Below are 18,798 nucleotides of genomic sequence, written 5' to 3' on the forward strand. Positions count from 1 at the left end.
ACGTCCGGGAGTACGACGAGTTCTGGGTCAAGGGGCAGCCGTACTCGCTGCGGGACATGCTGAACGGCAGCGTCCACACCGCGGACTTCATCGGCGGCTCGGTCTTCCAGTCCTTCCTCTCCGGGGCCGACTACCACCGCTGGCGCTCGCCCGTCGCCGGCCGGGTCCTGAGCGCCGAGGTGGTGGACGGCCTGATGTTCAGCAACGCCGAGTCGGCCGGCCGGGACGAGGACGCGGGCGTGCTCTCCCAGGCCTACCAGTCCTCGGTCAACACCCGCGGCCTGGTCTTCATCGAGGCCGACGATCCGCGGATCGGCAAGGTCTGCGTGATGCCCGTCGGCATCACGGAGATCTCCTCGGTCACCATCGAGGTCGAGGCCGGCCGGCGGGTGGAGAAGGGCACCGAGCTCGGGTACTTCAGCTACGGCGGCTCCAGCCTCTGCCTGGTCTTCCAGCCGGGGACGGTCGAGTTCCCCGCCGGGATGGTGAAGGGCACGCCGATCCGGGTCAACGCCCAGCTCGCCCGCGTCATCCGCTCCTGACGCCCGCCCCTCCCCGACCGGGCCGGGGCCCCGCGGCGGCGGCGAGGATTCACGCCCCGGCCCGCACCCCTTCGCGCGCGGCTCACCTCCGGTGTCGGACCCGCGGCCTACAGTGATTGGCATATGGACGACACCGCGCACCGCCCCGCCGCCGCTCCGACTCCGTACGACCACGCCGCCGAGGCCCGCTGGGTGCCCGAACCGGACAAGCGCCCCGGCCGGACGGCGTTCCAGCGCGACCGCGCCCGTGTGCTCCACTCCGCCGCCCTGCGCCGGCTGGCCGGCACCACCCAGGTGGTCGCCCCGATGCGCAGTGACTTCCCCCGCACCCGGCTCACCCACTCCCTCGAATGCGCCCAGGTGGGCCGGGAGTTGGGCGCCGCCCTGGGCTGCGACCCGGACCTCGTGGAGACCGCCTGCCTGGCCCACGACATCGGCCACCCGCCGTTCGGCCACACCGGCGAGGAGGCACTCGACCAGGCCGCCGAGGACTGCGGCGGCTTCGAGGGCAACGCCCAGTCGCTGCGCATCCTCACCCGCCTGGAGCCCAAGCGCTTCGCCCCGGAGGACGACCAGCCCGCCCGGCTCGCCCCCTGGCCCGGCCGCAGCGTCGGCCTCAACCTGACCCGCGCCGCCCTGGACGCCGCCACCAAGTACCCGTGGACGCACGGCGCCCACCCGGCCGACCCGGCCTCGCCCAAGTACGGCGTCTACGGCGACGACCTGCCGGTGTTCCGCTGGCTGCGGGCCGGCTCCCCGGCCGGGCGCAAGTGCTTCGAGGCCACCGTCATGGACTGGTCCGACGACGTCGCCTACTCCACCCACGACGTCGAGGACGGCCTGCAGGCGGGCCACATCGACCCGGCCGCGCTGCGCGCCCCGAGCGAGCGCGCCGAGCTGTTCAAGGTGGCCGAACGCTACGCCCCGGACGCCGAGCCGGAGGAGCTGGCCGCCGCCCTGGACCGGCTGCTCGGCCAGGAGTGGTGGCCGCAGTCGTACGACGGCACCGCCCGCGCCCGGGCCGGCCTCAAGGACCTCACCAGCCAGCTGATCGGCCGCTTCTGCCTGGCCGCCGAGCAGGCCACCCGGGCCCGCTACGGCCCCGGCCGGCTCACCCGGTACGCGGCCGAGCTGGTGGTGCCGCGCGACGTCCGGCTGGAGTGCGCGGTGCTCAAGGCCGTCGCCGTGCGCTTCGTGATGCAGCGCGACGAGCAGGCCCAGCTCCGGGCCCGCCAGCGGATCGTGATCGCCGAACTGGCCTACGTACTCAACCAGCGCGCCCCCGAGGGCCTGGACCCGGTCTTCGCCGCCCTCTACCAGGAGGCCGAGGACGACCGTGCCGCCCTGCGCACGGTGATCGACCAGATCGCCACCCTCACCGACGCCTCCGCCCTCGCCCTGCACGGCCGGCTCGTCGGCGCCGCCTGGACGTAGGGGCTGTCCCAGGGGCCACCGTGGCCGCCCGGGCCCGGGTGAGCCCGCTCACCCGGGAAACCCCGGCGACCCCAGTAGACTTCCGGGGTGGCCGGGCGGATCAGGGACGAAGACGTACAGGCGGTGCGCAGCGCACTGCCGATCGATGTGGTGGTCGGCGACTACGTACAGCTCACCAACGGTGGCGGTGGCGAGTACAAGGGCGTCTGCCCCTTCCACGACGAGAAGTCCGCCTCCTTCTACGTGAACCCCGCCAAGGGCGTCTTCCACTGCTTCGGCTGCCAGGAGAACGGCGACACCATCGCCTTCCTGATGAAGATCGAGCACTTCACGTTCGCCGAGGCCGTGGAGCGGATGGCCGCCCAGGCCAACATCACGCTCCGCTACGAGGAGGGCGGCTACAGCCCCCGCCACCAGCAGGGCGAGCGCACCCGTCTGGTCGAGGCGCACAAGGTGGCCTCCGCCTACTACCAGGAGCAGCTGGCCTCCCCGGAGGCGGAGATCGGCCGCCGTTTCCTGGCCGAGCGCGGTTTCGACGAGGAGGCGGCGAGGACCTTCGGCGTCGGCTACGCCCCGGCGGGCTGGGAGCACCTGGTCCGCTACCTGCGCGGCAAGGGCTTCAGCGACAAGGAGATCCTGCTCGGCGGCCTGGCCTCGCAGGGCCAGCGCGGCGGGCTGATCGACCGGTTCCGGGGCCGGCTGGTCTGGCCGATCCGGGACATCGCGGGCGAGGTGGTCGGCTTCGGCGCGCGCCGGCTGCGCGAGGACGACAACGGCCCCAAGTACCTGAACACGCCCGAGACGCCGATCTACAAGAAGTCCCACGTGCTGTACGGCATCGACCTGGCGAAGAAGGAGATCGCCAAGTCGGGCCGGGCCGTGGTGGTCGAGGGCTACACCGATGTGATGGCCTGCCACCTGGCGGGCGTCACCTCGGCGGTGGCCACCTGCGGCACCGCCTTCGCCGAGGACCACATCAAGATCATCCGCCGGCTGCTGATGGACACCTCGCAGTACCGCGGCGAGACCGTGTTCACCTTCGACGGCGACGCGGCCGGCCAGAAGGCCGCGCTGCGCGCCTTCGAGGACGACCAGAAGTTCGCCGCCAAGACCTCCATCGCGGTCAGCCCCGGCGGCATGGACCCGTGCGACCTGCGCCTGGCCAAGGGCGACGACGCGGTCCGCGAACTGATCGACAACCCGGTCCCGCTGTTCGAGTTCGCGCTGCGCTCGGCCGTCGCCCGGCACCGGGTGGAGACGCCGGAGGGGCGTTCGGCGGCGCTGGAGGAGGCCGCGCCGATCGTCGCCAAGATCAAGGACCGGTCGATCCAGCACCAGTACGCCGTCCGGCTGGCCGGCATGCTCGGCATCCTGGACGAGCAGTTCGTCGTCCGCCGGATCTCCCAGCTGGCCCGCTGGGACCGCGAGCGCCAGCAGAACCCGCGAGGCCAGCAGCGCCGCCCCGAGCAGCCGCAGCCGGTCAGGTCCGTCACCCCGCTCTTCCGCCTCAACCCGCGTGACCCGGCCCAGTTCGTCGAGCGCGAGCTGCTCAAGCTGGCCCTTCAGCACCCGGACCTGGTCGCCCCGGCGTTCGATCACTACGGCGAGGACGAGTTCCCGACTCCGCCGTACACCGCGGTGCGCCGGGCCATCGCCCAGGCCGGCGGAGCGGCCTACGGCGCCGGCCGGGCCGACTTCACCAGCGCGGTGCGCGAGGCGTCCCCGGACGACCAGGTGCGGTCGCTGGTGACCGAGCTCACCGTGGAGCCGGTGCGTTCGCGCCGCAAGGCGGATGCGATCTATGCGGGGGAGTTCCTGGTGAAGCTGCGGCTCCAGGCAGTGGACCAGAGGATCACCGAAGGGCGGGCCTACCTCAACCAGCTCCACGCTCGTGGCGCGAGTGAGGAGTGGAACGCGGTGAGCGGCGAGCTCTGGCAGCTTGAGCAGTACAAGCAGCGACTGCGCAGTCAGGGTGCTGCGGGGCTGTAGTCCTCTCCGGAGAAAGTCCGCGCACGAGTCTCGGCCGCGGAGTGTGGCGTGCCCCACACTGGAGGGCGTCCTACCTCTTTTCAGCGCGGGTCCGCCAGAGTCGCGCCCGCCCCGAGGGGATGCCCGTGGACCAAGGCCTTGCCGCGACCGCCCGCCCGACCACCGACCCGCTCGCCCCCCACGACGACCACGGCCGTGCCGGTGCCCCGCGGCCGGACGGTGCCCGGGTACCCGCGCAGGGCCACCCGGAGGACCACGAGGCCGGCGCCGCCCCGGGCGCGAGAGCCGACGCCGAAACCGACGCCGAAACCGACGCCGACGTTGAAGCCGACACCGACCCCGACACCGAAGCCGACTCCGACCCCGGGCGCCTCCCCGGCCCGGCCGCCGCGGCGGGCCCGGCGGCCGACCTGCTCCGCCAGTACCTGCGCGAGATCGGCCGGATCAGGCTGCTGACCGCCGCCGAGGAGGTGGACCTGGCCCGCCGGATCGAGGCCGGCCTGTTCGCCGAGGAACGGCTGAACCGCGAGCCGCCGCCCGCCGACCCGCTGGCCGGCGAGCTGGACACGCTGGTGGTGGCCGGCCGGATCGCCAAGCGGCGGCTGATCGAGGCCAACCTGCGCCTGGTGGTCTCGGTCGCCAAGCGCTACATCGGCCGCGGGCTGACCCTGCTGGACCTGATCCAGGAGGGCAACCTCGGCCTGATCCGGGCGGTGGAGAAGTTCGACTACGCCCGGGGCTACAAGTTCTCCACCTACGCCACCTGGTGGATCAGACAGGCGATGAGCCGGGCCCTGGCCGACCAGGCGAGAACGATCCGGGTGCCGGTGCACGTGGTCGAGCTGATCAACCGGGTGGTCCGGGTGCAGCGGGCGCTGCTCCAGGAGCGCGGGACCGAGCCCACCCCCGCCGAGATCGCCGTCGTCCTGGAGCTGACCGGGGAGCGGGTGCGCGAGCTGATCCGGCTGGCCCAGGAGCCGATCTCGCTGCACACCCCGGTCGGCGAGGAGGACGACGTGGCGCTGGGCGACCTGATCGAGGACGCCGACGCCGCCTCACCCGCCGAGTCGGCCACCTTCCTGCTGCTGCGTCAGCACCTGGACGCGGTGCTGGCCACCCTCGGCGAGCGGGAGCGCCAGGTGGTCCAGCTCCGCTACGGCCTGGACGACGGACGCCCCCGCACCCTGGAGGAGATCGGGGTGCTGTTCGGCGTGACGAGGGAGCGGATCCGCCAGATCGAGTCCAAAACCCTGGTCAAACTCCGCGACCACGCCTTCGCCGAACAGCTCCGCGGCTACTTGGACTGAGCGGCGGCGGCGGACGGGCTCGCCGTGACCGGCGGCGGCGAGGCCGGGCCGATCGGGATCGGGGTGGAGGCGACCATCTGGGCCAGGCCGGAGACGCTCACCGTGCAGTCGCTCCCCTCCGGCTGCCAGCCGCAGACCTGGAAGGTGGCGGCCGGGTCCGCCGCGTTCACCATCGCCGAGTAGTTGTCGTACCCCCAGTGGATGGTCCCGGTCTCCTTCTCGCCGGTGCTGCTCGTGACGGACACCCAGTCGTCCGGCGCGCCCTCGGTGATGGCCGCCCAGGCGGCCTGGCACTTCTGGCTGTACCGGAGGTAGATCACGACCTTGCCGATGTTGCCGGTCTGCAGGGTCCGGGCGTCGGCGCCGCAGCCGGTCGACTTGGGGTCCTTGTGCGAGCACCCCATGGCCTGGCAGGCGGCCGCGGGCGGGGCCGGCGAGACGGGCTTGGCGGGCACGCTAGGGCTCGTGGGCGGGACGGACTCCGCGACGGTGGCCGAGTTCTCCCCGGTACCGTGCGTGAAGCGGAAGCCGGCCAGGACCAGCAGCACCGCCGCCACCAGCGCACCGGCCACCAGCGCCGCCGGCCGCCGCCACCAGCGCGGGGTCGCGGCGGCCGGCGCCGGTACGGGCTCCTCGTCCGCACCCGGACCACCCTCGTCGGCGGTCTCCACCGCGGAGCCGCCGTCGGAGCCGCCGTCGGAGCCGGCGTCGGAGCCGGCGTCGGATGCGGCCTCGGATCCGGCCGGGACCCCGGCCCCGGTGACGCCGGGTCCGGCGTCGTGCGCGGCACTGTTCTCGGCCGCGGCCCCGGCGGCCCCTGCGGCCCCTGCGGTCACGGCGGTCTCCGCCGCGTCGCCCGCCTCCGCGGCACTCGCCCAGAGCGCCCGGAGTGCGGGGCCGTCACAGTCGACCGCCTTGATCAGCGCTTCCAGCGCCTGCTCGGTGACGACGCGTTTGCCGTTGAGCCAGCGCTCCCAGGAGGCGCGGCTGTAGTGGGTCCGGGTCGCGAGCTCGGACAGCGAGAGGCCGGTCGCGTCCTTGACGGCGCGGAGCTCTTCCGTCAGGCGTCTTGCGGGGGCGGACAGTTCGTCCGGCAGGTGCTTCCAGGCGGATGCCATGCGGTCTTCCCAACATCGGAAACGGGGGACGCGGGATGAACAGGGCCGAGTTGGGCACCGGCCCAGGTCCGGGGGCGTTTCCGCGTCTCCAACCTCACCGGCCTGCCGTCTCAAACACCAGGTCATGGCGCTGAGACGGACGGAAGTGTCTCACAACCCCGGTGGCCACTCGAACAATCACGCGTCAGTCGTGCACAGTTCTCTCGTCGGTCCGAAACGGCGCCGGGATCCTTCGTCCGGGCACCGTTCGCGGGCCGCATCCCTGACGTCCCGAATCCCCCACGACCGGGGCAGCCTCGCGGGGGGAGGCTGCCCCGGTGACCAGGGACGCACGGTGGGGTGGGCGCTTGCGTGCCGTCCACCCCGCCGTGGCCTTCGCCCGCGCCCGGGCCGCCGGAACACCGGTGGAGGGGGATCCCGGGACGCGCCGGGGTACGGGGACGCGCCGGGGTACGGGACGCGTCAGTGGTGGAAGGCTGTCCGGGCCGGTATCCCGGACGCCCACAAGGGGGACGGGCGACGCCGCCGCGTCCCCCTCTTTGCCGTCGGCCGCGGGTGACGCGGCTTCACACGCCCGCGCAGGACAGCCCGCGCGCGCAGCTCCCCCCATCCGCGCGGCCCGCCGCGCGCGGCGCCCGCCCGGCCGTGGGAGGGCTCAGCCGGCCGTCTCCGGGTGGACCTGCTCCCGGGCGGCCCGGAACTGCTGGCGCACCGCAGCACCGACGGGCAGGTCCTGCTCCGGGTCCGGCGTGACGGTGACCGTCTCCGGCAGCTCCCAGTGCGGCGGCTCGGGGGTCCCGGCCAGCGCCCAGGCGGCCTGCCGGGCCGCGCCGCGCGCCGCGTGGGCGCCGGGCGGCGGCACCACGACCGGGACGCCGAACAGCAGCGGCGCGATCTGCCGGACCGCCGGCAGCCGCCCGGCCGCGCCGAGCAGGAAGACCCGCTGCACCTCGACGCCCCGGGCCCGCAGCACGTCCAGTGCGTCCGCGAGGTTGCAGAGCATGCCCTCGACGGCGGCCCGGGCCAGGTGCTGGGGGGTCATCGACTCGGCCCGCATCCCGGTCAGCGTGCCGGCCGCGTGCGGCAGCGCGGGCGTCCGCTCGCCGTCCAGGTAGGGCAGCAGCACCATCCCGTACGCGCCGGGGGAGGACTGCAGGGCGAGCTCGCTCAGGCCCTCCAGGTCGCGGCCGAGCAGTGCGGCGGTGGAGCGGAGCACCTGGGCGGCGTTCAGGGTGGCGACCATCGGCAGGTGGCGGCCGGTGGCGTCGGCGAAGGAGGACACCAGCCCGGTGGCGTCCACCACGGCCTGCTCGTGCACCGCGAAGATCGTCCCGGAGCTGCCGAGCGAGACGGCGGCGTCACCGGGCCGCAGGCCGAGGCCGAGCGCGGCCGCCATGTTGTCCCCGGTGCCGGCCGAGATCAGCAGGCCCTCGGGGGTGTGCCCGGCGGGTTCGGCCGGGCCGAGCACGTCGGGCACCTTCAGCCCGTGGCCGAGCGCCAGCTCGACCAGGTCCTGCCGGTACTCGCCGGTGACCGGCGACCAGTAGCCGGTGCCGGAGGCGTCGCCCCGGTCGGTGGTGCGCCGCTTGGGGTGGCCCAGCAGCTGCCAGACCAGCCAGTCGTGCGGCAGCAGCACCTCGGCCACCCGGCGGGCGTTGGCCGGCTCGAACTCGGCCAGCCAGCGCAGCTTGGCGATGGTGTACGTGGGGCCGGGGACGGCGCCGATCGCGGCCGTCCAGGCGGCCGGGCCGCCGAACTCGTCCACCAGGGCGGCGGCGGCGCCGCTGGAGCGCGGGTCGTTCCAGAGGATCGCGGGCCGCACCAGCACGCCGCCGGCGTCCAGGCCGATCATGCCGTGCTGCTGCGCGCTGACGCCGATCGCCCGGACGCCCTCCAGCAGGCCGCCGGTGGCCGCGTCGCCGAGCGAGTGCAGCCAGACCTGCGGGTCGGCCTCGCCGGCCCGGGGTGCGGCGCCCTCGGGCACGGGGTGCGGGGCCTTGCCGGACCGCAGCACCGCGCCGGTCCCGGTGTCGCACGCGACGATCCGGGTGCGACCGGTGGAGCTGTCTATCCCCGCGACGATGGCCATGTCGAGATCATGCCTCAGCGGCCGTCCGGACGCGGTCCGTCCGGGCAAGTGTTGCCCGTTCGGTACCGCTCCGGAGCCGTCGCGGACGAGGTGCCCGCCCGGTCGCCGTCACCGCCCGGTCACGGACGGAACGTGCCCCAGCTGTCGTCCTCCACCCGGGGGCGGTTGAAGTACGGCACGCGGTCGGTGACGGCGTTCGGCAGCCGGTCCCCGACCTTGTCCGCGACGGCGCCGGCGGCCTTCCCGGCGGCCGCCCCCGCCTGCTGCCGGGCCTTGCCGGCGGCGCTCTGCACCTTGGGGTTCTGGGCGACCTGCCGGGTGACCTTGGCGATCTGTTCGTACCGCTGGCGCCCGGCGCGCGAGCCCAGCACGTAGCCCGCCCCGAGTCCGACGATCAACGACAGCTTCCACATGATCGGATTCCACCCTCTCCTGGCGGCCATTGCCGCATTGCCCTACCCGTCATCCGGGGCGGCGAACCGTCCGTGCCCCCAGCATCCCCGGGCCTCCTGCGGGGCGCGCGCGGGGCGCGCCGGGCGGGTCTGCGGGGCGGCCGGGGAAAGCGATTGGCGGACCACCCCCCCGAGTGCGCTAATGTATGTCCCGCAGCGAGCGCCGAGGAGCCCGGGAAACCGGGGGCCGAAGCGGAAGCCGATCCCCCATAGCTCAATTGGCAGAGCAGCCGACTGTTAATCGGCAGGTTATTGGTTCGAGTCCAATTGGGGGAGCTCAGGTGGCCGCCCCGTCAGGGTCGGTTCTCCTGTCCGTGGTGCGGCAGTCGTCCACCGCGATCCCGCATAGCTCAATTGGCAGAGCAGCCGGCTGTTAACCGGCAGGTTTTTGGTTCGAGTCCAAATGCGGGAGCTGCACCGGGTCCGCCCGGTGACTGCTCAGAGCGAAGGCCCCCCGGTCGACCGGGGGGCCTTCGTGTTGTCGCCTTCGTCACACGGCGCCCGCCCGCGCGCTCGGCCGGGCCGGGAAGGCAGGGAAGGCAGGGAAGGCCGGGGAGGCCGGCCGGGCCGTGGGCGGCCGGGGCCGGGCCTCAGGCGGTGGCCCGGCGGTACAGCTCGGCGACCCGGCCGTCGAAGGTGATGCTGTACGAGGTGCCGGGGGTCGCGCCGCCCTCCTGGTAGCCGCCGATCACGCCGATGACCGCGCCCGCCGGGGTCACCCACGGGCTGCCGCTGGTGCCGTCGGTGTAGCCGCCGCAGTCGAACCGCTCCTGGGTCGGGCTCTGCGCGCTGGTGCGGACCGAGCAGGTGATCGGCTCGTCGCGCTCGTTGGGGTAGCCGGTCACCGAGACCGGCTGGTCGAAGCCCTGGCCGGTGCCGAGCGGGTTGCCGCCGACCGCGTCCTCGACCTCCCGCCCGCCCACCGGCCGGACGGTGACGAACGCCACGTCGTACTCGGGGTCGTCGCCGGCCGACCAGCGCGGATCGACGGTGACCGATTGCACCGGCCAACTCCCGTACGGGGAGTGCCCGTTGCGGTAGCCGGGGGTGAACACCAGGCCGTCCAGCAGGCCGATCCGGCGGCTCTGCACGCAGTGCGCGGCGGTCACCAGCAGATTGCGCCCCGGGCTGTGCACCACGCTCGCCGTGCAGGCCCGCGGGCCCTGGGCGGTGCGGATGGCGAGGGTGCCGATCCGGTCGCCCGCCGGGCTCTGCGGCGCCACCCGTGCGGTCGGCGCCTGCTGCCCCCCGTTGCCGCAGGCGGTGCCGGCGGCCAGCAGCAGGGCCGCCAGTGCGACCGCCTGGGCCGCGCGCGCGGGCCGTACCGGGCGGGGGGTCATCCGGGCTCCGTCTCGTCTCGTCCTCGGGGCGGGCCCTGCGGGTCGTGCGGACCGCCGTTCGTGTGAGCAAGATCTACCAGCCCCCGCCCGGCTCCGCCAACCCCCGCCAACCCGCTCCCGGCTCCGCCGGCCCCGGGGCCCGGTCAGCCGGTGGCGCGGTCGTACAGGGCCTGGACCCGGTCCCCGAAGTAGCTGCTGTACGAGGTGTCGGGGGAGTCGCCGCCCTCCTGGTAGCCGCCGATCACGCCGACCACGGTGCCGGTGCGGCTGTCCGGGTCGAAGTCGGTCACCCAGGGGCTGCCGCTGGTGCCGCCGGTCCAGTCCGGGCAGTCGATCCGCAGCTGGGTGGGGCTCTGCTCGGACGTGGTGTTGCTGCAGGTGATCGGCACCTCGCTGGTGCCGGGGTAGCCGGTCACCTTCACCTCCAGCCGGTAGCCGCGGTCGACACCCAGGCGGTTGGCGCCGAGCACCTGTTGCACCTGCTGCCCGTTCTGCGGCTGGACCACGGCGAAGGCGACGTCGACGTCCGGGTCGGCGTCGTCCTTCCAGGCCTGGTCGACGGTGACCGCGAGGAGCGGCCAGACGCCGCTCGGGGTGTCGCCGTCCCGGTAGCCGGGGACGAAGACCAGGTCGCTGCGCTGCCCGAGCCGTGGGTCCCAGACGCAGTGCGCGGCGGTGACGATCAGGTTCAGCCCGGCGCTGTCGACCACGCTGGCGGTGCAGAAGTGGTCGCCGTCCGCGTTGCGGGTGAAGACGGCGCCGACCAGGCCGTTGAGCACGGTGGGCTTGGCGGTGCGGGTGACCCCGGTCTGGCGGCCGAGTGCCCCGCGCAGCCGTTCCCGGCTCCAGCCGAAGCTGTCGCCCGAGGCGGAGTCCGGGCCCGGAGAGGAGCCCGCGTCCGGACCCGGGGAGGAGGCTGCTGCGGAGGCCGGCCGGGACCGCACCGTCGGGGTCGCGCCGCCCGGTCCCGCCGCGGTGGTGCAGCCCGCCGCCGTCAGGGCCGCCAGCGCCACCCCGGCCACCGCCCGGGAGACCGGCCCCGGCTCACGTACCGTCATCCGCCCAGGCTCGCCGGTGCGGTCACCCGCCCGCCACCGGGGCTGCTCCGGGCGGGGAGGCGTGTATCCGCGCGCACCCATGTGCGCCCCCGGCGCGCACCACGGGTGATCGACCGGCTATGCTGCCCGGAGACGGCCTCGCGGGGCCGTCTGCTGCTGCCGCGGCCGGTGACCGGTCGCGCGGCGAACCGGGGCGGTAGCTCAGCCGGTTAGAGCAGGGGACTCATAATCCCTTGGTCGTGGGTTCGAGTCCCACCCGCCCCACCTTCGTCCGGACGACCGGGCTTGACCAGGTGCGGTCATCTGCACGAACTCTAGTGACCGCGACTCCCGGCGACCGCACCGACAGGCCGGGAATCACCCGAATAGGGCCGCCCCGAGGGCGCGTTGACGCCCCCTGCCGTACCGCTGCCGGTCCGCACTCCGCTCCGCCCGCCCCGGTCCTCCGCGGACCCGCCCTGACGACGCCGTGCTGCTGCCCTGCCGCCGTCGTGCTGACGTTCTGCCGGTGTCTCCGTACCGCGGCCCGAAGCCGCAGGGCCGCCACCGGTGGACGGTGGCGGCCCTGCGGCGGGCTCAGCCGAGCTTGACGGCCTCGACCACCAGCTCGCCCTTGGCGTTGCGCTTGACCTGGCAGACCTCCAGGCCGGGGTGCTTGCCCTTGGCGGCCAGCGCCTTCACCTCGGCCACCAGCTTGGCGTCGTCGAGGTAGAACCGCAGCGGGTCGGGCGAGGTGGTCGCGTAGTCCAGGATGTCCTGGGCGCTGCGGCGGCTGAGCGCCCACTCCCAGGACTTCCAGGAGCGGCCCTGGTCCCGGTTGAGCACGCCGAGCCAGAGGTTGTCCTCGCTGGAGCTCCAGTCCGAGGTCTGCTCGCCCCAGGCGCGCGAGCCGCCCAGCGACACCGCGACCCGCGGGTCGTTGGCCGGCCGGGAGCCGTCGATCGCGGCGACCCGCTTGGCGACGTCCCCGCGGGTCTGCGCGCCGCGGAGCATGACCCGGCCCGGGCTGCCCTCCCAGCCGGACGCCGCGCTGGCGTCGGGCTGGCTGTCGGAGATCACGCCGTACAGCAGGCAGCCGGTGGCCGCCACGACCGCGACGCCCGACCGCAGCCCCGGCCGCAGGACCGCCGGTCCCGCGGTGCGCGCGCCCGCGGACCGCCCGCCGGCGAGGACCCGGCGGCCGAACAGCGGGAGCAGTGCGGCGGCCATCGTGACCAGGCCGATCACCAGCAGCTGGTGGAGCATCTTCTCGTAGAAGTACGAGGTGCCGCCGACCGAGCGGAGCTGGTACTCCATGATCGCGAAGGAGAGCCCCACGATCGCGGCGCAGGAGACCAGCGCCGCCCGGCGGGCGCGGTTGGCGAGCGCGGCCGGGGTCAGCAGCACCACGATGGTGGCGGCCACCAGCGGGAAGAGCACGTGCCGGCCGACCGGGCCGATGCCGCCGGGCAGGGTCAGCACGTCGGCGGAGCCGGCCGACTTGAGGTTCACGTAGATCGGGAAGAGCGCGAGCACGCCGGCGACGGCGGAGATCACCAGGACGGCCACCCAGTGCCGCTTCCAGCCGCGCCAGTGGACGGCGGCCCAGCCGAGCACGGTGATGCCGGCGGCCGGCAGCAGCAGGTAGTGGCCGAAGGAGATGCCGACGGTCAGCGCGGCGAGCGCGACGAGCTGCTCGTGGATCCGGTTGAGCGGGCGGACGGCCAGGGCGACCAGCACCGCCAGCAGGCCCAGCGCGAAGATCTCGCTGATGAAGCCGTTGAGGTACATCTTGGGCAGCTCGGCGACGACCAGGAAGACGGTGACGGGCAGCAGCAGGGCGATGCCCCGCCAGCCGCGCAGCGCCGGTCCGGCGGCCCGGCGGACCGCCCAGAGCACCGCCACGGCCAGCGCCGCGGTGGTCACCGTGTAGAGCACGACGAACAGCGACATCTGGCCCAGCGAGGAGCCCCGGTCGGCACCCCCGCGGAGGAAGCTGGTGATCACCGCCAGGGTCAGGTGGCTGCCCTGCGGGTACGTGGCCAGGCCCTGCTGCACGGTGCCGGCGGCGTCCGTCTGGTGCAGCGAGGCGAGGCCGCCGAGGCGCAGGATGGTGTCGTAGAGCGCGCTGTGCCGGCCGAGGTCCTCCGCGGAGAGGATCAGGGCGAGGCGCTCGGTGGGGTCCCGGCGGAGCACCGGGTACATGATGAAGGCGACGGCCAGGCCGGCCGAGAGCAGCAGCGGGTGGTCGCGGGTCGGCACCAGCGCGCGGATCCGGGCGCCGGGCGTCAGCGTCCTGGAGGCCGGAGCGGGGGCGTGGACGGCCCGGACGGCGACCAGGGCGAGGGCGGTCAGCTCGGCCAGGGCGAGCGGGTGGAGCCCCCACGGCCAGCGGCTGGCGACCAGGCCGAGCGCGCAGGTCCAGCCGACCAGCGTGACCCCCGAGATCATCAGCCGGTCGAAGGCGGTGGCCGAGGACCGTATCAGCGTCGCGGTGGCGATCCAGAGCATCAGGAAGCCGAGCAGGTCGGCCTTGACGAGGTGGAACAGCGGCGGCAGTCCGAGCACCAGGACCGCGAACCACAGCAGACCGCTCCCCGGGCGCCCGCGGCCGAATCGGGAGGAGCGTCCTCCGCCGACGGGGCCGCCGGTTCTGCCGGGTGAGAGGGGGTCAGCCGTGACCTCTGTCATATCGGTCACATCGGACGGCGCGAGCGGCACGGCTTTTTCCCCCAGCAAGATGAAAGGCATTTCGAACATCGAAGACTCGTTTGAAGGTCTTCGGGTGGTACAAGTGTGAAGCATCGCTTCGCCCGCTACCGACGCGGGGTGGGCCGAACGGACGTGTCATCCGGCCTTCTTCAGGGCGGACCCGTGACGGTGGGACAGGGTTGTAGCCGTTACCCATTCTTTACCGTCTGGCCCGGCCGCCCGGGCGGTTCGTATCCTGGCCCGATGCTCGAACCCGCCCTGTTGCCGACCCCGCTGGTGGACTGCACCGACGAGGTGCTGGCCCGCGCCGGGGTGACGCTGCGGCTCAAGCGGGACGACCTGCTGCACCCGGCGGTCCCGGGCAACAAGTGGCGCAAGCTCGGGCCCAACCTGGCGGCGGCGGTGGAGCAGGGGCGGACCCGGCTGCTGACCTTCGGCGGGGCCTACTCCACCCATCTGCGCGCGGTCGCGGTGGCCGCGGCCGCATTGGGGCTGGAGAGCGTCGGGCTGGTCCGGGGCGAGGAACTGGCCGCCGCGCCGCGCAACTGGTCGCTCCGGGCGGCCGAGGCGGCGGGCATGCGGCTGGTCTTCCTGTCCCGGACGGACTACCGGCGGACGGCGGCGGCGTGCGGGACGGACGACGCGGTCGCCGCGGAGCTGCAACGGCGCTGGGGCCCCTGCCTGGTGCTGCCGGAGGGCGGCTCCAACGCGCTGGCGGCGGTCGGCGCGGCGGCCGTCCCGGCGGAGCTGCCCGGGCTCGGCGAACGGGACGTGCTCTGCTGCCCGGTCGGCACCGGTGGCACCCTGGCGGGCATCGCGGCCGGCCTGCCGCCGGGCGCGCGGGCGCTCGGGGTGGCGGTGCTGCGCGGCGGCGCCGGCTACCTGGAGGGCGAGGTCTCCCGGCTGCAACGGGCCGCCTTCGGGCGGGAGTCCGGCAACTGGCGGATCGACCACGAGCACCACGGCGGCGGCTACGGCCGGGTGCCGGCCGGGCTGGCCGCCTTCGCCGAGGACTTCGAGCGCCGGCACGGCATCGCGCTGGAGCGCCGGTACGTCGCCAAGATGCTCGCCGCCCTGTACGACCTGGCGGCGGCCGGCGCCTTTCCGGCGGGCACCCGGCTCACCGCCGTGATCACCGGCCTGCCGGACCCGGACAGCCCCTAACCGAAGGTCAGGTTGGCACAGGGGTCGGTGTCGGCCCCGCGCGCGTTCTCGGCGATCCCGGTGGGGACGCCGCTGGGCGCGGGCGGGGTGGCGCCGGCCGTGGGGGCGCCGGTGCCTCCGCCGGTCGGGCCGGGCGCCGGGGCGCCGACGGCGTCGAGTCCGGTGGACAGGGCCGGGAGGTAGTCGCGCCCGAGCGTGACGGTGATCCCCTCGGTGCCCGCCTCCTCGGTGAGGCGCGCCCCCGGGAAGAGCGGGGCCAGCTGGTCGGCGGCGGCCTTCAGGGCCGGGTCGTAGGCGATCTCGGTCTGCAGCCGGCCGCCGTTGGTCGGGCCGAGGGCGACGTTCTGGAAGCCCCTGGCGCGGACCGCCTCCGCCCCCTTGCCGGCCAGCCCGGGGGTGCCGACGCCGTTCACCACGGTGACCGGTGCGGCCGCCTGCTCGGGCGCGAGCGGGCCGGGCGGGGTGGCCGGGCCGCTCTCCGGGCCGCCCGGGGTGGTCGTGGGGGAGGGGCCGGGGACCAGGCCGGTGCTCTGGCCGTCCAGCGTGCGGTCCTCGCGCAGCAGCTTCCACAGCGTGTCGACGTCCGGGTGGACCAGGGCGACCCGGTCGCCGGAGTAGCGCCAGGGGGTGGTGACGAAGGTGATGTCGGAGAGCTTGATCTGCTGCAGCGACTGGGCGAAGTCCACCAGCTTCATCGCGGTGCCCAGGCCCTCGTCCACGGTGAGCGACCGGGTGGCGGCGTCGGCCAGCGGGAGCAGGGTCGGCAGGGAGAAGCCGAGCCCCTGGACCTTGCGGATCATCGAGGAGAGGAAGGCCTGCTGGCGCTTCATCCGCCCGATGTCGGAGTTGTCGCCGATGCCGTACCGGGCCCGGAGGTAGTCCACCGCGGGCTGCCCGGAGAGCTTCTGCATGCCCTTCCGGAGGTGGATGTTGTGCGAGTTCACGTCGTTGGGGACGCAGACGTCCACGCCGTTGACGGCCTCGGTCATCGCCGCGACGCCCTTGAAGTCGACCACGATGGTGTGGTCGATCCGCAGGCCGGTGAGGGTCTCGACGGTGTTCTGCGTGCAGGCCGGGTTGCCCTTGGGGAACTCGCCGACGGTGAACGCCGAGTTGAACATCTGGTTCGTCCTCGGCGTCGTCCAGTTGCCACTGGGCAGCCGGCAGGACGGGATGGTCACCAGGGCGTCGCGGGGTATCGAGACGCCGACGGCGTGCTTGTGGTCGGCGTATATGTGCAGCAGGATCGCGGTGTCGGAGTGGCCGACGCCCTCCTCGCCGCCGCCGAGGTCGGCGTTGCCGTCGTCGCGGGTGTCCGAGCCGAGCACCAGGACGTTCACCGGCACCGAGGCGCCGGGGGTGACCGGGACGGGGGCCGGCGGCCGTTCGGTGGCGACGCCGCCAGCGTCGAAGGTGGTGATGTTGCTGTCCAGCCGGTGGTAGAACCAGGCACCGGCGCCGGCCACCGACAGCACCAGGACGGCGGCGAGGCCCACGGCGGTCCGTACGATGCGCCGGCGGCGCAAGCTGCTGCTCATCGTCCCGGTCCCCCCGTCTTCTGGTGTCGTTCCCTGCACGCACCGGCGTTTGGGCAGGCCGGTGCGAGTCCCGAACGTTAGACGTTTCGCGGGAGTGTTCGGTTACCGTCGGAGGCCGGTCAATTGCGCCGGACCGGCCGTCAGGGCTGTGATGCTGCTCACGCCCCGGGGCCGGAGGCGCCCGAGAGCATCCGGCGGAGCAGGTCGCGCAGCTGGGTCCGCTCGTCCGCGTCGAGCGCGGCCAGCGGTTCGCGGGCGAAGTTCAGTGACTCGCGCAGCTCCGCGGAGGCGGCCGCCCCGCTGTCGGTGGCGGCGACCAGCTTGACCCGGCGGTCCTGCCGGTCGGCCTCGCGGGTGACGAAGCCCCGCGACTCCAGCCGGTCGACGATGCCGGTGATGTTGGACGGCTCGCAGCTGAGCGTCTGGGCGATGTGGCGCATCGGCATCGGTCCGCGCCGCAGCAGGGCGAGCACCTTGGCCTGGGCGCCGGTGAGCGAGCGGGCGGCGGCGGCCTCCTCGTACTCGCGGTGGAAGAGCGCGACCAGATTGGCCATCAGGTCGACGACCTCACGGGTGATCTCCTCGGGCTGCGGCGTGGCGGCCCGGGTCGGCTGGGTGTCCATGCCCGACAGTCTACCTGAACAGTTGACAACGTGAACCTTTCATGTCCATCGTTACTTCAGTAAGTCAACCTTTCATGCACCAAGGAGTACCCCGATGGCCGAGCAGGACGCACCCGCCACCGCCCGTGAGTGGCACCTCGCCGCCCGTCCGCAGGGCTGGCCGGTCCCGGCCGACTTCGCGCTGGCCGAGGCCCCGGTCCGGACCCCCGGCCCGGGCGAGATCCTGGTCCGCAACGCCTACCTGTCGGTGGACCCGTACATGCGCGGCCGGATGAACGACGTGAAGTCCTACCTCCCGCCGTTCGGGCTCGGCCGGGTGATGGAGGGCGGCGCCGTCGGCTACGTGGTGGCCTCCGCGGCCGAGGGCTTCGCCCCGGGCGACGCCGTGCTGCACGGGCTCGGCTGGCGCGAGTACGCCACCGTCGAGGCCGGGCGCGCGGTGAAGGTGGACCCGTCGGTGCCGCTCTCCGCCTACCTCGGCGTGCTCGGCATGACCGGCCTGACCGCGTACGCCGGCCTGCTGGCGGTCGGCGGCCTCAAGGAGGGCGACCGGGTCTTCGTCTCCGGCGCGGCCGGCGCGGTCGGCACCATGGTCGGCCAGATCGCCCGGCTCAAGGGCGCCTCGCTGGTGGTCGGCTCGGCCGGCTCGGCGGAGAAGGTATCGAAGCTGGTCGACGAGTACGGCTTCGACGCCGCGTTCAACTACAAGGACGCGCCGGTCGCCGAGCAGCTCGCCGCGGCCGCTCCGGAGGGCATCGACCTCTACTTCGACAACGTCGGCGGCGGCCACCTGGAGGCCGCGATCGGCGCCCTCGGCGTGCACGGGCGCGCGGTGCTCTGCGGCGCGATCGCGCAGTACAACGAGACCACGGCGCCCGCCGCCCCGCGCAACCTCGCGCTGGCTATCGGCAAGCGGCTGCGCCTGGAGGGCATGCTGGTCGGCGACCACGCCGCCCTGCAGCCGCAGTTCGTCGCCGAGGTCGGCGGCTGGCTGCGGGAGGGCAGGCTGCGCAGCGAGGAGACCGTCGTGGACGGCTTCGAGCACGCCGTGGACGCCTTCCTGGACCTGCTGCGCGGTGGCAACACCGGCAAGATGGTGGTCCGTCTCGACGGCTGACGCGCCGTCAGTGCGGACGCTCCTCCGGTCGCCGCACCGCCCCGCCGCCCCGCCGGGTGTGCGGGGCGGTTTGCGTACCGGGCGCAGAGGATCCGGCCGCACTACCGCATTCCGGCCGGATCCGAAAGTGCGTCAGCCGCGGTGCGGGGCGGCGCGGTACGGTGGTCCCGCCCGGCGATGGGGCCGTTCGGGGGAGAGATCCGACCGAGGGGTGGACCTCGTTGCGGATTCGACTAGCATTGAGCGAAAGCCTGTCCGTTTTGCTCAATTTAGTGGCTTAATGTCGGCTAACGTGGGTAACTGTGGATCAACTACAGGCGCGAACGCGAGGCAGCT

The 18,798-nt window shown here is 73.9% G+C and carries 14 protein-coding genes and 3 tRNA genes; 9 read left to right on the forward strand and 8 right to left on the reverse strand.

The window, feature by feature from the left end; translation table 11 throughout:
* The 4 genes from ABZ885_RS05220 to ABZ885_RS05235 form a co-directional block, all read left to right on the forward strand.
* On the forward strand, window positions 1-542 hold a 542-nt coding region (locus tag ABZ885_RS05220), incomplete at its 5' end, for a phosphatidylserine decarboxylase (RefSeq protein ID WP_360183547.1).
* A 123-nt stretch (window positions 543-665) separates the two neighbouring features.
* Window positions 666-1,976, forward strand: a complete 1,311-nt coding sequence (locus ABZ885_RS05225; protein WP_360183549.1) for a deoxyguanosinetriphosphate triphosphohydrolase — start codon at window positions 666-668, stop codon at window positions 1,974-1,976.
* An 87-nt stretch (window positions 1,977-2,063) separates the two neighbouring features.
* Window positions 2,064-3,965, forward strand: coding sequence for a DNA primase (dnaG, locus tag ABZ885_RS05230; protein WP_360183551.1), 1,902 nt, complete (start codon window positions 2,064-2,066; stop codon window positions 3,963-3,965).
* 125 nt (window positions 3,966-4,090) lie between these two features.
* The gene (locus ABZ885_RS05235; RefSeq protein ID WP_360183553.1) at window positions 4,091-5,272 is read left to right on the forward strand and encodes an RNA polymerase sigma factor; all 1,182 of its coding nucleotides are present in this window, start codon (window positions 4,091-4,093) and stop codon (window positions 5,270-5,272) included.
* Here ABZ885_RS05235 and ABZ885_RS05240 read toward each other — a convergent pair.
* The 3 genes from ABZ885_RS05240 to ABZ885_RS05250 all read right to left on the reverse strand — a co-directional run bounded on the left by ABZ885_RS05240 (window position 5,260) and on the right by ABZ885_RS05250 (window position 8,892).
* Window positions 5,260-6,390 (reverse strand): DUF2690 domain-containing protein, encoded by a 1,131-nt coding sequence (locus ABZ885_RS05240; protein ID WP_360183555.1) that lies wholly within the window; start codon window positions 6,388-6,390, stop codon window positions 5,260-5,262. The genes ABZ885_RS05235 and ABZ885_RS05240 overlap by 13 nt on opposite strands.
* Window positions 6,391-7,045: 655 nt before the next feature.
* Window positions 7,046-8,479, reverse strand: coding sequence for an FGGY family carbohydrate kinase (locus ABZ885_RS05245; RefSeq protein ID WP_360183557.1), 1,434 nt, complete (start codon window positions 8,477-8,479; stop codon window positions 7,046-7,048).
* Window positions 8,480-8,598: 119 nt separating this feature from the next.
* The gene (locus tag ABZ885_RS05250) at window positions 8,599-8,892 is read right to left on the reverse strand and encodes a hypothetical protein (RefSeq protein ID WP_360183559.1); all 294 of its coding nucleotides are present in this window, start codon (window positions 8,890-8,892) and stop codon (window positions 8,599-8,601) included.
* A 242-nt stretch (window positions 8,893-9,134) separates the two neighbouring features.
* Here ABZ885_RS05250 and ABZ885_RS05255 point away from each other — a divergent pair.
* Window positions 9,135-9,207, forward strand: a tRNA-Asn gene (locus ABZ885_RS05255).
* Window positions 9,208-9,270: 63 nt separating this feature from the next.
* Window positions 9,271-9,343, forward strand: a tRNA-Asn gene (locus ABZ885_RS05260).
* A 178-nt stretch (window positions 9,344-9,521) separates the two neighbouring features.
* Here the strand turns inward: ABZ885_RS05260 and ABZ885_RS05265 are convergent.
* Both ABZ885_RS05265 and ABZ885_RS05270 read right to left on the reverse strand, forming a co-directional pair.
* Entirely contained in the window at window positions 9,522-10,271 is a 750-nt protein-coding gene (locus tag ABZ885_RS05265; protein ID WP_360183561.1) for a trypsin-like peptidase domain-containing protein, read from the reverse strand.
* 143 nt (window positions 10,272-10,414) lie between these two features.
* Complete coding sequence (locus tag ABZ885_RS05270; protein WP_360183562.1) at window positions 10,415-11,329, reverse strand: hypothetical protein; 915 nt, start codon at window positions 11,327-11,329, stop codon at window positions 10,415-10,417.
* A gap of 190 nt (window positions 11,330-11,519) precedes the next feature.
* Here ABZ885_RS05270 and ABZ885_RS05275 point away from each other — a divergent pair.
* Window positions 11,520-11,593 (forward strand) — tRNA-Ile (locus ABZ885_RS05275).
* Window positions 11,594-11,905: 312 nt separating this feature from the next.
* Here ABZ885_RS05275 and ABZ885_RS05280 read toward each other — a convergent pair.
* On the reverse strand, window positions 11,906-13,876 hold the full coding sequence (locus tag ABZ885_RS05280; protein WP_360183564.1) for a hypothetical protein: 1,971 nt from the start codon (window positions 13,874-13,876) through the stop codon (window positions 11,906-11,908).
* Between the two features lie 387 nt (window positions 13,877-14,263).
* On the opposite strand from ABZ885_RS05280, the gene ABZ885_RS05285 reads away from it, so the two are divergent.
* On the forward strand, window positions 14,264-15,184 hold the full coding sequence (locus ABZ885_RS05285; RefSeq protein ID WP_360183566.1) for a pyridoxal-phosphate dependent enzyme: 921 nt from the start codon (window positions 14,264-14,266) through the stop codon (window positions 15,182-15,184).
* On the opposite strand, the gene ABZ885_RS05290 is transcribed toward ABZ885_RS05285, so the two are convergent.
* Window positions 15,181-16,722 (reverse strand): LCP family protein, encoded by a 1,542-nt coding sequence (locus ABZ885_RS05290; protein ID WP_360183568.1) that lies wholly within the window; start codon window positions 16,720-16,722, stop codon window positions 15,181-15,183. The two genes, ABZ885_RS05285 and ABZ885_RS05290, sit on opposite strands and share 4 nt — an antisense overlap.
* A gap of 158 nt (window positions 16,723-16,880) precedes the next feature.
* Window positions 16,881-17,345, reverse strand: coding sequence for a MarR family transcriptional regulator (locus tag ABZ885_RS05295; RefSeq protein ID WP_360183570.1), 465 nt, complete (start codon window positions 17,343-17,345; stop codon window positions 16,881-16,883).
* A gap of 94 nt (window positions 17,346-17,439) precedes the next feature.
* Here ABZ885_RS05295 and ABZ885_RS05300 point away from each other — a divergent pair, with 94 nt between their 5' ends.
* Window positions 17,440-18,462 (forward strand): NADP-dependent oxidoreductase, encoded by a 1,023-nt coding sequence (locus tag ABZ885_RS05300; RefSeq protein WP_360183572.1) that lies wholly within the window; start codon window positions 17,440-17,442, stop codon window positions 18,460-18,462.
* Window positions 18,463-18,798 lie beyond the last annotated feature (336 nt).

The organism is Kitasatospora sp. NPDC047058 (genome assembly GCF_040643935.1).
Taxonomy (GTDB): Bacteria; Actinomycetota; Actinomycetes; order Streptomycetales; family Streptomycetaceae; genus Kitasatospora.

What these genes read in the sequence shown, in the direction of transcription:
- ABZ885_RS05245 (WP_360183557.1), bottom strand. Translation starts at nt 8,479, where the DNA reads ATGGCCATCGTCGCGGGGATAGACAGCTCCACCGGTCGCACCCGGATC.
- ABZ885_RS05265 (WP_360183561.1), bottom strand. Translation starts at nt 10,271, where the DNA reads ATGACCCCCCGCCCGGTACGGCCCGCGCGCGCGGCCCAGGCGGTCGCA.
- ABZ885_RS05285 (WP_360183566.1), top strand. Translation starts at nt 14,264, where the DNA reads ATGCTCGAACCCGCCCTGTTGCCGACCCCGCTGGTGGACTGCACCGAC.
- ABZ885_RS05295 (WP_360183570.1), bottom strand. Translation starts at nt 17,345, where the DNA reads ATGGACACCCAGCCGACCCGGGCCGCCACGCCGCAGCCCGAGGAGATC.
- ABZ885_RS05225 (WP_360183549.1), top strand. Translation starts at nt 666, where the DNA reads ATGGACGACACCGCGCACCGCCCCGCCGCCGCTCCGACTCCGTACGAC.
- ABZ885_RS05240 (WP_360183555.1), bottom strand. Translation starts at nt 6,390, where the DNA reads ATGGCATCCGCCTGGAAGCACCTGCCGGACGAACTGTCCGCCCCCGCA.
- ABZ885_RS05300 (WP_360183572.1), top strand. Translation starts at nt 17,440, where the DNA reads ATGGCCGAGCAGGACGCACCCGCCACCGCCCGTGAGTGGCACCTCGCC.
- ABZ885_RS05290 (WP_360183568.1), bottom strand. Translation starts at nt 16,722, where the DNA reads ATGAGCAGCAGCTTGCGCCGCCGGCGCATCGTACGGACCGCCGTGGGC.
- ABZ885_RS05270 (WP_360183562.1), bottom strand. Translation starts at nt 11,329, where the DNA reads ATGACGGTACGTGAGCCGGGGCCGGTCTCCCGGGCGGTGGCCGGGGTG.
- ABZ885_RS05250 (WP_360183559.1), bottom strand. Translation starts at nt 8,892, where the DNA reads ATGTGGAAGCTGTCGTTGATCGTCGGACTCGGGGCGGGCTACGTGCTG.